The sequence below is a fragment of the Psychrobacter alimentarius genome, from assembly GCF_001606025.1.
GTDB classification, from domain to species: domain Bacteria; phylum Pseudomonadota; class Gammaproteobacteria; order Pseudomonadales; family Moraxellaceae; genus Psychrobacter; species Psychrobacter alimentarius.
On sequence record NZ_CP014945.1, the window covers coordinates 768,328 to 782,506 of the forward strand.

The 14,179-nt window shown below is 42.0% G+C and carries 13 protein-coding genes and 2 rRNA genes; 14 read left to right on the forward strand and 1 reads right to left on the reverse strand.

Annotated elements, in window-relative coordinates; genetic code table 11:
- The first annotated feature begins 213 nt into the window (after window positions 1–213).
- The 13 genes from A3K91_RS03305 to A3K91_RS03365 all read left to right on the forward strand — a co-directional run bounded on the left by A3K91_RS03305 (window position 214) and on the right by A3K91_RS03365 (window position 10,700).
- Window positions 214–3,068, forward strand: a 23S ribosomal RNA gene (locus tag A3K91_RS03305).
- A 161-nt stretch (window positions 3,069–3,229) separates the two neighbouring features.
- Window positions 3,230–3,343 (forward strand): 5S ribosomal RNA (rrf, locus tag A3K91_RS03310).
- 308 nt (window positions 3,344–3,651) lie between these two features.
- Window positions 3,652–4,092, forward strand: coding sequence for a thiol-disulfide oxidoreductase DCC family protein (locus A3K91_RS03315; RefSeq protein ID WP_062843984.1), 441 nt, complete (start codon window positions 3,652–3,654; stop codon window positions 4,090–4,092).
- Window positions 4,079–4,474, forward strand: coding sequence for a DoxX-like family protein (locus tag A3K91_RS03320; RefSeq protein WP_062843985.1), 396 nt, complete (start codon window positions 4,079–4,081; stop codon window positions 4,472–4,474). The genes A3K91_RS03315 and A3K91_RS03320 overlap by 14 nt, the downstream gene beginning before the upstream one ends.
- Before the next feature lie 98 nt (window positions 4,475–4,572).
- A complete protein-coding gene (locus A3K91_RS03325) occupies window positions 4,573–5,106 on the forward strand; it encodes a shikimate kinase (protein WP_062843986.1) in 534 nt (177 codons plus the stop codon).
- A gap of 86 nt (window positions 5,107–5,192) precedes the next feature.
- Window positions 5,193–5,537: a VOC family protein gene (locus A3K91_RS03330; protein ID WP_062843987.1), complete on the forward strand. Its 345-nt coding sequence runs from the start codon at window positions 5,193–5,195 to the stop codon at window positions 5,535–5,537.
- A gap of 112 nt (window positions 5,538–5,649) precedes the next feature.
- A complete protein-coding gene (locus A3K91_RS03335) occupies window positions 5,650–6,069 on the forward strand; it encodes a GFA family protein (protein ID WP_062843988.1) in 420 nt (139 codons plus the stop codon).
- A 188-nt stretch (window positions 6,070–6,257) separates the two neighbouring features.
- Window positions 6,258–7,082 (forward strand): TIGR02391 family protein, encoded by an 825-nt coding sequence (locus A3K91_RS03340; RefSeq protein WP_062843989.1) that lies wholly within the window; start codon window positions 6,258–6,260, stop codon window positions 7,080–7,082.
- A gap of 109 nt (window positions 7,083–7,191) precedes the next feature.
- Window positions 7,192–8,118: a hypothetical protein gene (locus tag A3K91_RS03345; RefSeq protein WP_062843990.1), complete on the forward strand. Its 927-nt coding sequence runs from the start codon at window positions 7,192–7,194 to the stop codon at window positions 8,116–8,118.
- A complete protein-coding gene (locus A3K91_RS03350; RefSeq protein ID WP_208855356.1) occupies window positions 8,115–8,651 on the forward strand; it encodes a hypothetical protein in 537 nt (178 codons plus the stop codon). The genes A3K91_RS03345 and A3K91_RS03350 overlap by 4 nt, the downstream gene beginning before the upstream one ends.
- A 456-nt stretch (window positions 8,652–9,107) precedes the next feature.
- Window positions 9,108–9,524: an OsmC family protein gene (locus A3K91_RS03355; RefSeq protein WP_062843992.1), complete on the forward strand. Its 417-nt coding sequence runs from the start codon at window positions 9,108–9,110 to the stop codon at window positions 9,522–9,524.
- A 9-nt stretch (window positions 9,525–9,533) separates the two neighbouring features.
- Complete coding sequence (locus tag A3K91_RS03360) at window positions 9,534–9,998, forward strand: flavodoxin family protein (RefSeq protein WP_062843993.1); 465 nt, start codon at window positions 9,534–9,536, stop codon at window positions 9,996–9,998.
- A gap of 57 nt (window positions 9,999–10,055) precedes the next feature.
- Complete coding sequence (locus A3K91_RS03365) at window positions 10,056–10,700, forward strand: DUF938 domain-containing protein (RefSeq protein WP_208855357.1); 645 nt, start codon at window positions 10,056–10,058, stop codon at window positions 10,698–10,700.
- Window positions 10,701–10,852: 152 nt separating this feature from the next.
- Here A3K91_RS03365 and A3K91_RS03370 read toward each other — a convergent pair whose 3' ends face one another.
- Window positions 10,853–11,644, reverse strand: a complete 792-nt coding sequence (locus A3K91_RS03370; RefSeq protein WP_062843994.1) for a dienelactone hydrolase family protein — start codon at window positions 11,642–11,644, stop codon at window positions 10,853–10,855.
- Window positions 11,645–12,073: 429 nt separating this feature from the next.
- Between A3K91_RS03370 and A3K91_RS03375 the strand changes: the two genes are divergently transcribed.
- Window positions 12,074–14,161, forward strand: coding sequence for a catalase (locus A3K91_RS03375; protein ID WP_062843995.1), 2,088 nt, complete (start codon window positions 12,074–12,076; stop codon window positions 14,159–14,161).
- The last annotated feature ends 18 nt before the right edge of the window (window positions 14,162–14,179 follow it).

Consider the following 14,179-nt stretch of genomic DNA (forward strand, 5'->3'; position numbering starts at 1 on the left):
AAAAACATAGATATGAGTCTGGGTTAGGATGAGCGTGTTCACGCGCACATCTTAACCTTAGTAATCAGCTCTTTAACGACATCAGTTGTTATCCCAGGGGTTGATTGCTAAAAAGAAATAAGAGAACTGAATCAAGCGTAAACATAGGTGATATCGTTATCATTAATTAGAGTGTATGACACTACTTAGTCGAAAGACTACTTGGGGTTGTATGGTCAAGTAATGAAGCGCACATGGTGGATGCCTTGGCAGTCAGAGGCGATGAAAGACGTGACAGCCTGCGATAAGCTTCGGGGAGGCGGCAATATCCTGTGATCCGGAGATTTCTGAATGGGGAAACCCACCTAGCATAAGCTAGGTATCCTAATTTATTAGGAAGCGAACGAGGGGAAGTGAAACATCTCAGTACCCTTAGGAATAGACATCAATTGAGATTCCCCTAGTAGCGGCGAGCGAACGGGGAGAAGCCGATTAGTACTAATGTAGAAGAACAGCGTGGGAAAGCTGACCGTAGTAGGTGATAGTCCTGTATTCGAAACATTAGCATTAACATATTAAGTAGAGCGGGGCACGAGAAATCCTGTTTGAAGATGGGGGGACCATCCTCCAAGGCTAAATACTCCTGACTGACCGATAGTGAACCAGTACCGTGAGGGAAAGGCGAAAAGAACCCCTGTGAGGGGAGTGAAATAGAACCTGAAACCGTGTGCGTACAAGCAGTGGGAGCCCACTTGTTGGGTGACCGCGTACCTTTTGTATAATGGGTCAGCGACTTATATTCTGTAGCAAGGTTAACCGTTTAGGGGAGCCGTAGGGAAACCGAGTCTTAATAGGGCGTCTAGTTGCAGGGTATAGACCCGAAACCGAGTGATCTATCCATGAGCAGGTTGAAAGTGCCGTAACAGGCACCGGAGGACCGAACCCACTGTCGTTGAAAAGCCAGGGGATGACTTGTGGATAGGGGTGAAAGGCTAATCAAACTCGGTGATAGCTGGTTCTCCCCGAAAGCTATTTAGGTAGCGCCTCGGACGAACACCATTGGGGGTAGAGCACTGTTTCGGCTAGGGGGTCATACCGACTTACCAAACCGATGCAAACTCCGAATACCGATGAGTGATATCCGGGAGACACACAGTGGGTGCTAACGTCCATTGTGGAGAGGGAAACAACCCAGACCGCCAGCTAAGGCCCCAAATTCCTAGTTAAGTGGGAAACGAGGTGGGAAGGCATAGACAGCTAGGAGGTTGGCTTAGAAGCAGCCATCCTTTAAAGAAAGCGTAATAGCTCACTAGTCGAGTCGGCCCGCGCGGAAGATGTAACGGGGCTCAAACTAGGAGCCGAAGCTGCGGATTTGAATTTGTTTTCAAGTGGTAGGGGAGCGTTGTGTAAGCCTGTGAAGGTGTGTTGTAAAGCATGCTGGAGGTATCACAAGAGCGAATGCTGACGTGAGTAACGATAATGCGAGTGAAAAGCTCGCACGCCGGAAGATCAAGGGTTCCAGTCCAACGTTAATCGGGGCTGGGTGAGTCGACCCCTAAGGCGAGGCCGAAAGGCGTAGTCGATGGGAAATCGGTTAATATTCCGATACTTGTTTATGATGCGATGGAGGGACGGAGAAGGTTATGCCAGCCTGGCGATGGTTGTCCAGGTGGAAGGATGTAGGTTTATAGCTTAGGTAAATCCGGGCTATTTTATACCGAGATCTGATAGCAAGCTGTACTTGTACAGCGAAGTGGCAAATACCATGCTTCCAGGAAAAGCTTCTAAGCGATAGTCATAAACGAATCGTACCCTAAACCGACACAGGTGATCAGGTAGAGAATACCAAGGCGCTTGAGAGAACTCTGCTGAAGGAACTAGGCAAAATGGTACCGTAACTTCGGGAGAAGGTACGCTGCTGATGGTGAAGGACTTGCTCCGTAAGCTATTGGCAGTCGCAGATACCAGGCTGCTGCAACTGTTTATTAAAAACACAGCACTCTGCAAACACGAAAGTGGACGTATAGGGTGTGATGTCTGCCCGGTGCTGGAAGGTTAATTGATGGGGTTAGCGTAAGCGAAGCTCTTGATCGAAGCCCCAGTAAACGGCGGCCGTAACTATAACGGTCCTAAGGTAGCGAAATTCCTTGTCGGGTAAGTTCCGACCTGCACGAATGACATAATGATGGCAGCGCTGTCTCCAGCAGAGACTCAGTGAAATCGAAATCGCAGTGAAGATGCTGTGTACCCGCGGCTAGACGGAAAGACCCCGTGAACCTTTACTACAGCTTTACATTGAACTTTGACCTGACTTGTGCAGGATAGGTGGGAGGCTTTGAAGCCGAGACGCTAGTCTTGGTGGAGCCAATCTTGAAATACCACCCTGGTCATGTTGGGGTTCTAACTCAGGTATAACAATACCGAGGACAATGTATGGTGGGTAGTTTGACTGGGGCGGTCTCCTCCTAAAGAGTAACGGAGGAGTACGAAGGTGCGCTCAGACCGGTCGGAAATCGGTCGTAGAGTATAAAGGCAAAAGCGCGCTTAACTGCGAGACCCACAAGTCGAGCAGGTACGAAAGTAGGTCTTAGTGATCCGGTGGTTCTGTATGGAAGGGCCATCGCTCAACGGATAAAAGGTACTCTGGGGATAACAGGCTGATACCGCCCAAGAGTTCATATCGACGGCGGTGTTTGGCACCTCGATGTCGGCTCATCTCATCCTAGGGCTGAAGCAGGTCCTAAGGGTATGGCTGTTCGCCATTTAAAGAGGTACGCGAGCTGGGTTTAGAACGTCGTGAGACAGTTCGGTCCCTATCTACCGTGGGCGTTGGAAATTTGAGAGGATCTGCTCCTAGTACGAGAGGACCAGAGTGGACGAACCTCTGGTGTTCGGGTTGTCACGCCAGTGGCATTGCCCGGTAGCTACGTTCGGATGGGATAACCGCTGAAAGCATCTAAGCGGGAAGCCCACCTCAAGATTAGATTTCCCTAAAGAGCCGTTCAAGACTAGGACGTTGATAGGCAGGGTGTGGAAGCGCAGCGATGCGTGTAGCTAACCTGTACTAATTGCTCGTTTGGCTTGACCATACAACACCCAAGTGGTTTGTATCAAGTCTAATTAATCTATCTTGCAAAGCGAAAGCTTTAGAATAAGAAAGTATATTTCGATATCACCTTAACCTTGATTCAGTTAGGTTATGTGGTACTTATCAAAAGTCACACAAACAGACTCATATCTAACCCCCTTTGCTGACGACAATAGCACGATGGAACCACCTGATCCCTTCTCGAACTCAGAAGTGAAACATCGTAGCGCCAATGGTAGTGTGGTTCGCCCATGTGAGAGTAGGTCATCGTCAGCTCTCTATTCCTGAAAATCCCCCGACATTAACGTGTCGGGGGATTTTCTTTGCCTGTAATTCTGATAATTCTGCGCTTTACACTTGCTGCCAATTATATTCGTTCTACTTACTATTCATATTTCATATGGTTGCTTTCATTATGCTGATATTCAGCATGTCTTTATCTTATGCTTTGTTTATTATCAGCCTTTCAGATATTCAGTTATTAATTGAATAAAGTTGATTCAAAGCTTATATTTGTATTGTTGCTCAGAAAGATTAGTGCTAACTTTGGTTAATGCTACATTATCATTTTAAAGAGCAAAACCATGAATACAGACAAACTCCCTCCTTATATCAGCGCTTCAGATAAAGTCATTCTTTTCGATGGTGTTTGCAAGTTGTGCAACGCATGGAGTAACTTTATCATCAAACATGATAAATACCGTCTCTTTAAATTGTGCAGCGTACAGTCAGAAGAGGGTCAAGCAATACTGCTTCATTTTGGCCTACCTACCGATTCTTATGAGACGATGCTCTATGTAGAAGGTGGTCAGGCTTTCCAAAAAAGTGACGCTTTTTTTCAAATAATGGCAAAGCTGGGTTATCCGTGGAAAACGGCTTGTATCTTTAGCATTATTCCAAGACCAGTACGTGATTGGATGTATGACCGTGTTGCCCTAAACCGTTACCGCCTTTTTGGTAAATATGACTACTGTACTTTACCATCACCAGAACATGAGACGCGCTTTTTAAATGCAAAACTCTAAGCTTACTCATATCTCATTTATCAGCAGATTATCACTCGGCTTCTTCTTTATTTATCATGGCTTAGTGCCAAAGATACTATGGTTAAGCCCAGTTGAAACCCATTTGGTTTCTTTAAGTGGTCTCGATATTCCTGCCAATATAGTTTCTCTATTATCTGGTATTGGTGAGGTGCTCTTAGGTGGCTCAATCCTATTTTTTAGAAAATCTATTATTCCAATTTATATGGCAGTGGTCGTTTTACTACTGCTACTACTCTTTGTAGGTTTTGTCAGCCCAGAGTATTTAATTGAGGCCTTTAACCCTGTTACAACCAATATGTTGGGGCTGGGTTTTTGTTATTTGGTATGGTTTACACATGAAGGGAGAAGGTTTAAGCAATAGATAACGTATCGTTCGTTTGGTTTCTTCTGCATGAAATTTGAGTAGACTCTTATTTAGCTTATTATTATAGGTTTAGGTAATATTTTAGGTACAAAGCTATGAAGAAGATTAATGTGGTTGGAACGAGTGGCAGTGGAAAATCTACTTTTAGCCGTATGTTAGCGACAAGATTGGGCTATCCGTATCTTGAAATGGATGCGATGTTCTGGAAGTCTAATTGGCAAGAATCTAGCGATGAAGAGTTCTTTGCCAAGCTTGACAGTACTTTGTCGCAAGAAAGATGGGTTCTCGATGGCAATTATAATAGAACAGTCGATATAAAATGGGCAGGCGTCGATCACGTGATTTGGATAGATTACCCATTTTCTCGTACTATATATCAAGCTATCAAACGTGCCTTTATTCGTTCAATAACGAAAACTGAGCTTTGGGATAAAACTGGCAATGTGGAGACATTCCGTAAGTCATTCTTTAGTCGTGACTCGGTTATCCTTTGGACGTTAAAAACATATAATCGCAACCGCGTTCGTTATATAGAAATGTTTAATGATCCTAAGTATCGTCACATAAAGTTTGTTAGGTTAAAAAGTCCAAAAATGGCTAAGAAATTTATAAATGAGTTAGACCTATAGCAGCAAGCTTAGTCGGGTTTATTTCATATTTCGCTTCACTATTAGTAAAATTTTTAATACGGCTTTAACTATTTCTGGAAATGATCATGAATGTAACTGATATAAAAGTGTTTGTGCCAAGTAAGGATTATGAAATCTCAAAATCTTTTTATGCGGAAATTGGTTTTAAACGTGAGTTCGTAACCGACGATTTGACACTCTTTCAAAATGGATCGTCTTTCCTATATCTTCAACGCTTTTATAATCAAGAGTTGGCAGATAATTTCATGTTACAAATCTGCGTCTCAGATATCGAAGAAGCATTCGATGTGTGCTCAAGCTCCGAGCATAAGACAAGAATTACGCCTATTGAACAAGAGGCTTGGGGCAAGGTATTTTATTTGTGGGGACCCGCGGGTGAGCTGTTGCATATTACTGAGTTTGATCTTTAACAGGCATATTTTTTAAAGTTATTTCTAATATCTGATATTTTACTTATGCGGTACATTATATATGGTCGCATTCTAAAAAATAATAAAGCATCAAATTTTGAAGGACTAATTAATGAAAGGTGAGTGTCTCTGCGGCAATGTAAAATTTGAGATTTCGGGGGAGATTCGAAACTTTTATCAATGTCACTGTTCGCTTTGTCGAAAGGCTACTGGAGCGTCAGCCAACACTGCTACTTTTGTGCAGGACAACGCCTTTCATTGGATATCAGGTGAAAGCGATATTAAATCGTATAAAAAGCAGAGTGGTTACAGAAGTGATTTTTGCTCAGTGTGTGGTAGTCTGGTTCCGAATAGCTTAAGAGATAGTGGTATGGTTTGGGTTCCGGCTGGTTTGCTCGATGAACCAGTTGCTTCAAAAGTATCTGTTCATCTGCATACAGAGTCAGCTGCCGCTTGGGAACAAGATGCTGTTGAGTGTGTTCGACTGGATGGTGGGCCTGAGAGTCTAGAAGCGCTTAATAACTTGTTGTAGTTTACTTATATAAGATTGGTGTTCCAAGCTACGTTAGACAATCAGTCTAAGAATGATGAACTTACACTTATAAAATTTTAGGCGGAAAATCTGTTTTTTGGCTTCTTTATTATCACTGGGCTATAAATATAGTTTTATTCCATAGGTTACAGCTACACTCTGCATTAGGTAATTGAGGTGAGGAAAAAGTGAAAGCTAAATTTGCGGGTATTCAATATCTAGGCGACAGCGGAGTCACACAAATATGTAAAGAGGCAGTCATACGGCTTATACATGCTGGTGAAGACATAAAAGACGTGAAAATACTCACTTTTGAAGAAGCTTACCTACATGCTCATGCGCTATTGCTAACCCTCAGATATGATATTCAAGTCATTGTTAAAGATGGTTTTGCTTCTGGTTACAATGGAGAGGCACCAAAAGGATATGCATTTGTATTAAACCTATTACGCAACTATACAGACAATATTAATGAATTCATCATTTCAAAATCAATTTTTGAACGTATCTCCAGTTCAAGTTTAACCGTTAAAGATATAGAATATATTAATAGTATCAATCCAGTGCGTCCTGCTAGGTGGTATGAGTCTGCTTATACTTACAAGGAACGTGAACGTAGTATTTTTAGCGAGTTTCCGCTTACCATTCCCATGGCATTGCTTGACCCACGCCTGATCGAACTGGCATTGGAATTTGACAAGAATCCAGATAATGCAATCATGGGTGCATACCGGAAATTGGAATCTATTGTCAAAGCGCGTACAGGCTTGAACAATGAAAATGGTGTCAAGCTATTTGCAAAAGCATTCCAAGGTGATGATTCAGTTTTGTATTGGGAAAACTTAGATTCAGGTGAGTCTAAAGGGAGAGCAACGCTGTTTACGAGTGTGTATATGGCTTATCGTAACAATCGAGCACATCAGGAACCTCGTCATAATCTAAGTGATGATATTCGAGAGTTTATATTGATTAATCAGTTATTTATTTTAGAAAGTGAAGCAGTCGTAAGATAAAGGCAAAGATAAGAAAAATAAAAAGTTTAACAAAATGTTTAAGAAAAACTCGATATGTTTGGCAATCACAATGGGGTTAGGAATAAGAATTGTATATAAAAGGATTATCATGAAAAGAGTAGGTTTTATATCAGATGACATAGATATTGAAGAGCCAATATCTAAAATATTATATGAGTTTGATGGGCAGAAAGAAATTCGAGTTGAAACTATAGATAGACTTAACCCAGAACTACCTACTATTAATAAGATACAATCACTTTTGGAGATGTGTGATGTGATTGTATTTTATATTTCTAGAGGAAATCCAAATATTTATTATGAGCTAGGCTTGGCTCAAGGTGCAAAGAAAAACGTAATAATTATTGCTCGATCACATAGTCAGATCCCTTTCGATATTTCTCACCAAAAGTGCATTATTGCTGAACATGGCAACTTTGAGCGTGTGGCTTATGAGGTCTTTCAAGCGATAGATCGCGGGTCTAAATCAGAGTTTTCATTTCGATCATCTAATATTGACTCGAAATATTTCTTTGATTCGTATTTTAACAATTATGCACCAGAGCTGAAGTATCGAGATTTATATGCATTTAATGGAGCCAAGAGGCATGCACTATTTGAACAGTGGTTTCTTGAGTTAGCTAAGGGTGTCAATCAATGGAAAGTCATTGAAGCTGAAAAGGGTCACTCAAGTGACTCCTTCGATTTTATGTTATGGAATTCTGCTGAGGATCCAGAGCTTCAGTCTTTAGGGAATCCTATACCAGTTGAGCTCAAAGCCCTGAATTCAATGAATTCTAATCAATGGTATCATTTAGCTGAAAAAATCAAAAAACAAGGGCTTCGTAGCTTAGTGCTATTAACTACTGCAAAAAATAGAAGAAATGCTGCAGCCTTCGCTAACAAGATTAAAGATGAATACGGAATATTGATAGTTTCTTTAGATAGAGATGATCTCATTGAAATTGAAACACCAAAAGACCTCTATTTTGCACTTAAGCAGCAACTATTAAATATAATGTATAGAGGTGGATGATGTTTGATGCTGCCATCTTTGCTACTCATATTCAGTCTGTGGATAGTGCTGTAACAAATCAAGATAAAGGGAACTCCTTAGAGATCCTGTCGAGCTATTTGTTTAATTGTATCGACGGAATTGAGGTAAGGGAAAAAAACATTAATGGACCGGCTGAAGAAGTTGACCTTTTACTATGGAATGCAAAAACCACTGAAGTTTTTCAGCCTTGGGATAACCTGATATCAATTGAATGCAAAAATTGGTCGCGACCAGCTGGTGCCCATTTAATTGATAATTTCGCAGCAAAGATACGATTAAAACATCTCACTACAGGAATTTTCATAGCAGTAAATGGTGTGACTGGTGATTTTATTAATGGAGACAACCAAAACAGAGGTGCGGTCTATAGGTTACATGAACACTTAACTCGGGATGGTATTCGAATAATTGTTGTTAGAATGGATGACCTTAGAGGTCTCACTGACATCGATGATTTTCTTGAGTTAGTAAAGGATCGTTTTTGCAAAATTTACATGCACCGAGTATTTTAATCTAACAATTGCTGTATACGAATAAAATATTCGCTATGCCCTTAGCAAGGTGTGGCGCTTTTATTACGCGTTTTGCTCAAGACTGTATCCATAGTCATAAGTTAAGTAGTGCTTTTCTTAAACTTCAAAGTATTTCTTAACTAGAAATAACTACTACATTCGAAAGAGATTTTAGTCAGCGCCTACTCTGCTAGAATTGTCGTTTAGTAAGATATGAGCTGGTTAATAGTATTAAAGACCGAACTATATTACCAATAGAAAGTCTTTATTTTATATCTTTTATCTAGTAGCGTTATTGGAATCAATGATTTTCTAATTTTATATTGAAATACTTAGCTAAAAATGTATTGATATTATTTGACCTACTAGAAAGGTTGTGAACAATGTTAGTATTGTTACCATGATTCAGTCTAAATATATTTGAATATCTAATAATAATCAACAAAGAGAAACCCAATGACAACCTCAAAAGTAACCTACCAAGGCGATTTGCGTATCACCGCCATCCATTTGCAATCAAACAATGAAATCATCACCGATGCGCCAACGGACAATCAAGGCAAGGGCGAGGCATTTTCACCAACTGATTTATTAGCGACCAGTTTAGCCAGTTGTATGCTGACCATTATCGGTATCAAAGCCCGTGATATGGATGTCGATCTCGCAGGAACAACGGCTGAAGTGACCAAAATCATGGCGGCCGACCCAAGGCGCGTGAGCGAAATACATGTCATCGTGACTTTTAACAGAGAGCTTGATGATAGAACGCAAACGATCTTTTATAACACTGCACTGACTTGCCCAGTCGCCAACAGCATCCATCCTGATATTACGCAAAATGTCGTTTTTAGATGTGCAAAACCGCTTGATTAAGGGCTGACTATGGCTGCCAAAACCTTACTTATCGTCGCGCATGCACCATCGCCCAATACTGAAAAGTTAGCGCAAGCTGCTTACAAGGGTGCCAATCATCCTGATATAGACATCAAGGTTATTATTAAGTCGCCGCAAGATACGCAGCCAGAAGACGTGTTGGCTGCCGATGCGCTATTACTGGGCACGACTGAGAACCTTGCGTATATGGCAGGGTTGACCAAAGACTTTTTTGATCGTTGTTATTATCCTGTTTTAGAGGAGAAGCAAGGATTGCCGTTTGCCTTATATATTCGAGCAGGGCAGGATGGCACAGGTACTAAACGTGCGATGAAGACGATTACGACAGGTTTGCGCTGGTCATGGATACAAGAGGCTCTGATACTACAAGGCGAGTGGCAGGATGACTTTACTGAACAAGTAGAGACGCTAGCGATGACACTTGCGGCGGGACTAGAAGCTGGGATTTATTAGCATCATTAGCCTTATTATCCATATGGTGCTACTTATCATATAAGAAGTGAAAATACGATGATATATAGCAATACTGATTTTATGCCCTCTGAGGCGTTACCGTTTTCTCAAGCTTGTGAAAACAACAAACAACCCATTTTATCTGTTTTACAAAAAGAGTTGGTAGAAACGGCTCACGTGTTGGAAGTCGGTTCAGGAACGGGTCAGCATAGCGTGTATTTTGCCCCAAGACTCGCGCACTTAACATGGCAGACCAGTGATGTTCTAGCAAACCACGTCGGCATTCATGCGTGGCATGCCGCGTATCCTGCGAACAATTTATATGCGCCATTGGCATTCGACTTGTCCAGTGATCCCATACCTGTCAATACAAATGTTAATGTACCTTATGACGCCTTCTTTACGGCTAACACTTTGCACATCATTGCGTGGTCGTTAGTAGAGCGCTTATTTGCATTGGCAGGTGATACTTTGCCTCTAGGCGGCAAACTCATTGCCTATGGCCCCTTTAACGAAAATGGTCATTATACGAGTGCCAGCAATCAACAATTTGATATAAGCCTGCGTCAGCGCGATCCAAAAAGTGGTATTCGTGATAAAAAAGATATTATAGCGTTAGCAAGTCAGCATGATCTAACGCTGAGCAATAGTTATGCGTTGCCTGCCAATAACCAGATATTGGTCTTTACCAAAGCAGATTGAAGCCATTCATGCTTCTAAAAAACACCATATAAAAAACCCAAGATAGAATAATGTGATCTATCTTGGGTTTTTATAAGGTGTTTTTTATATAATAACTATGGCTTTCTAATACAATAATTCTACGAATAAGGTCTTCGTATAGATGATTTGCGCTATTTATATTCGTTGGCTAAAAAATCTAAATAACGTTTCCAAGAACGCTCATCAGCACGCGCATCGTAACGGTCGCTTCCAAACACGCTAAAGGCGTGTGGTGCGCCGCTGTAGGTCACCATCTCATGAGGTACTTTGGCCGCTTCTAACGTTTTGCCCAAAGTAGCAAAACTCTCTAGCGAAACGGACTCATCGGCAGAGCCGTGGAATACCAAAATCTCTCCTGTGGTTTTATCATAGTTCTGTCCCGTTGGGATATCAAAAGCACCGTGGAAAGGCACGAAGGCTTTTTGCGGGAAGCCTGAACGTGCTAACTCTAAAGCAACCGTACCCCCAAAACAGTATCCCATGGTTACGCCTTCACGCACATCATTTCCTTGCAAGCGACCCGCATTCAACGCACCTTCTAGTATGCGGCGCATTTTACTGCGATCATCATATAGGGCACCCGTTAGGCGCTTATTTTCTTCAACGGACGTAGGGCGAATGCCTTGCCCAAACATATCTGCGGCGAGGACGTTATAGCCCTCATTCGCTAACATATCAGCGCGCTTACGCTCATAGTCTGTGAGGCCGTCCCAATCATGAATCAGTAAGATAAAAGGGGCATTGGGCTTGTCGGCTTTGGCGTAATAGCCTTCATAGGCTTGGTCATCGACGGTATAAGTAATGTTCTTGGTCGTGATGGCAGCTGCCGTCTGACTAAACGTCAATGCCATGACGCCCATTGATGCACCTACTAGCAATGAGCGATAAGGTTTTTTGGATAAGATATTTGATGTTGGTAGCATAGTAGATAGCCTTATAGTTGTATGAGAAGGCGATAAAGAGATGGCTAAACACCATGCCACTATCATTTATCGATAATTTTGGAACGTCATAAAAGCATACCTTAAAGAATAACTACATTACAAGATTGGATTGTTAACGTTACTGCTCGTATTAAATACGGGGTTTATAGAACTTTCTGAACGCATACTTTAACCAAACATCAACAAGGTTCACCATATACGCAACTTAATTTTTGGGTAAGATAACCCGTATGCCTTTTATTCCTTTATATTTTTTATTTCTTTATATTATTTGATAATCGGTTATACAAACACACAGATAAATAATCGACAGATGAAGTCAGCATTATCTCAATGGATACTAAACCTGTGTAAGCACACTTTTAATGGTCTAAAAAAGACCATTTTACTCATTAGCTAGGATGTTTTATGAATAATAATATCGATCATACCGACCCAGCCAAAGACATGAATTCTGAACGTGGTAACGGTGGTGAAACCCATCAGCGCGCAGGCGATGACACCAAAGTATTAACAACGCAGCAAGGCGTGCCTATCTCTGACAATCAAAACTCTCTAAAAGCAGGTTCACGTGGACCTACATTGTTAGAAGATTTTGTACTACGCGAAAAAATCAATCATTTTGATCATGAGCGTATCCCTGAGCGTATTGTTCATGCTCGCGGTAGTGCAGCGCATGGTTATTTTGAGCTGACCGAATCGTTAGAAGAGTATACGACGGCCAAAATTTTGACTGAAACTGGTAAACAGACGCCACTTTTCACACGCTTCTCGACAGTTGCGGGTAATAAAGGCTCAAAAGATACACCACGCGATGTACGTGGATTTTCTGTCAAAGTATATACCGAAGAAGGTAATTGGGACATCGTTGGTAACAACATGCCAATCTTCTTTATTCAAGATGCAATTAAATTTCCAGATTTGATTCATGCGGTTAAGCCTGAGCCAGATCGCGGATTTCCGCAAGCGGCTTCAGCACACGATACTTTTTGGGATTTTGTGTCTTTGAGCCCTGAAACCATGCACAACCTGATTTGGCTCATGAGTGATCGTGGTCTGCCACGTAGCTTACGTATGATGGAAGGTTTTGGTATTCACAGCTACCGTTTGATTGATAAAGACGGTAGGAGTACGTTTGTACGTTTCCATTGGAAACCAGTACTGGGTGTACAATCGACCACATGGGACGAAGCAGTAAAAATCTCTGGCGCGGATCCTGATTACCATCGCCGCGACTTGTTTGAGTCCATTGATAACGAGATGTATCCTGAATGGGAATTTGGCGTACAGTTATTTACGGAAGAAGAAGCGGATAACTTCCCATTCGATCACTTAGATGCGACCAAGCTTATTCCAGAAGAGCTAGTACCAGTAAAAATCATTGGTAAAATGGTCTTGAATCGCAATGTAGATAATTTCTTTGCAGAAACCGAGCAAGTTGCGTTCTGTCCATCGCACGTCGTACCAGGGATTGATTACAGTAACGATCCTTTACTACAAGGGCGTCTATTTAGTTATCTAGACACGCAGTTATCACGTTTGGGCTCACCAAACTTTGCCCAAATTCCAATTAATGCACCAAAATGCCCATTTGCAAACAATCAGCAAGATGGTCATATGCAAATGCAAGTGCCTAAAACGCGCGTGATGTATGAACCACAAAGTTTGGATCCAACACGACCTCGTGAAAGCGTCAAACGTGGGTTTGCATCATTCCAAGAGCGCTTGGATGATGGCGTAAAAGGTCGCATCAGAGCAGAAAGCTTTGCTGATCACTACAGCCAGCCACGTATGTTCTATCGCAGCCAGACGGCGACAGGACAGGCACACATTGCTTCTGCATATGCGTTTGAGCTAGGTAAAGTGGATACTGCGCATGTACGCACCCGTACGCTGAGCCATCTACGTCATATCGATGAAGATTTGGCCAATCGTGTGGCCACAGCACTTGGTATGGAGCTTCCAGAGCCTGCTGATGCTGCCGCTCCTGTACAGGATTTAGAGACGTCTAAAGCTGTTCAAACCATTGGTATCACACCTAAGAGTTTGGAAGGTCGTTTGGTTGGTATTTTAGTTGCTGAAGGTTCTAGCCATAGCGAAGTTGAGAAGTTTGAAAAAGCCGCCCGTGCAGCTGGTGCTAATGTCAAAATCGTTGCTCCTAATAAGGAAGTGACGTTAGATAACGGTACGCGCATTCAAACGGATGAGCGTTTGGCTGGCGCGCCGTCAGTCATCTTTGATGCGATAGTAAGTATCATCATGCATCCACCAGCTAAAAAGCTGGCTAAAGACAGTGCAGCACTAGACTGGTTTAATGATGCTTATGCGCATTGCAAAGCGATCGCATATTGCCCTGCGACTGAAGAGCACATTTTGAGCAAACTGCCTATCGAAAAAGATGCGTTTGTAACGCCGCTTGACGATGTTGATGGTTTTATCGAAAATGCTAAAACTCGCTTATGGGAGCGTGAGCCAAAGGTACGTGACCTTGCATAATTGAAGGCATAATCTTTG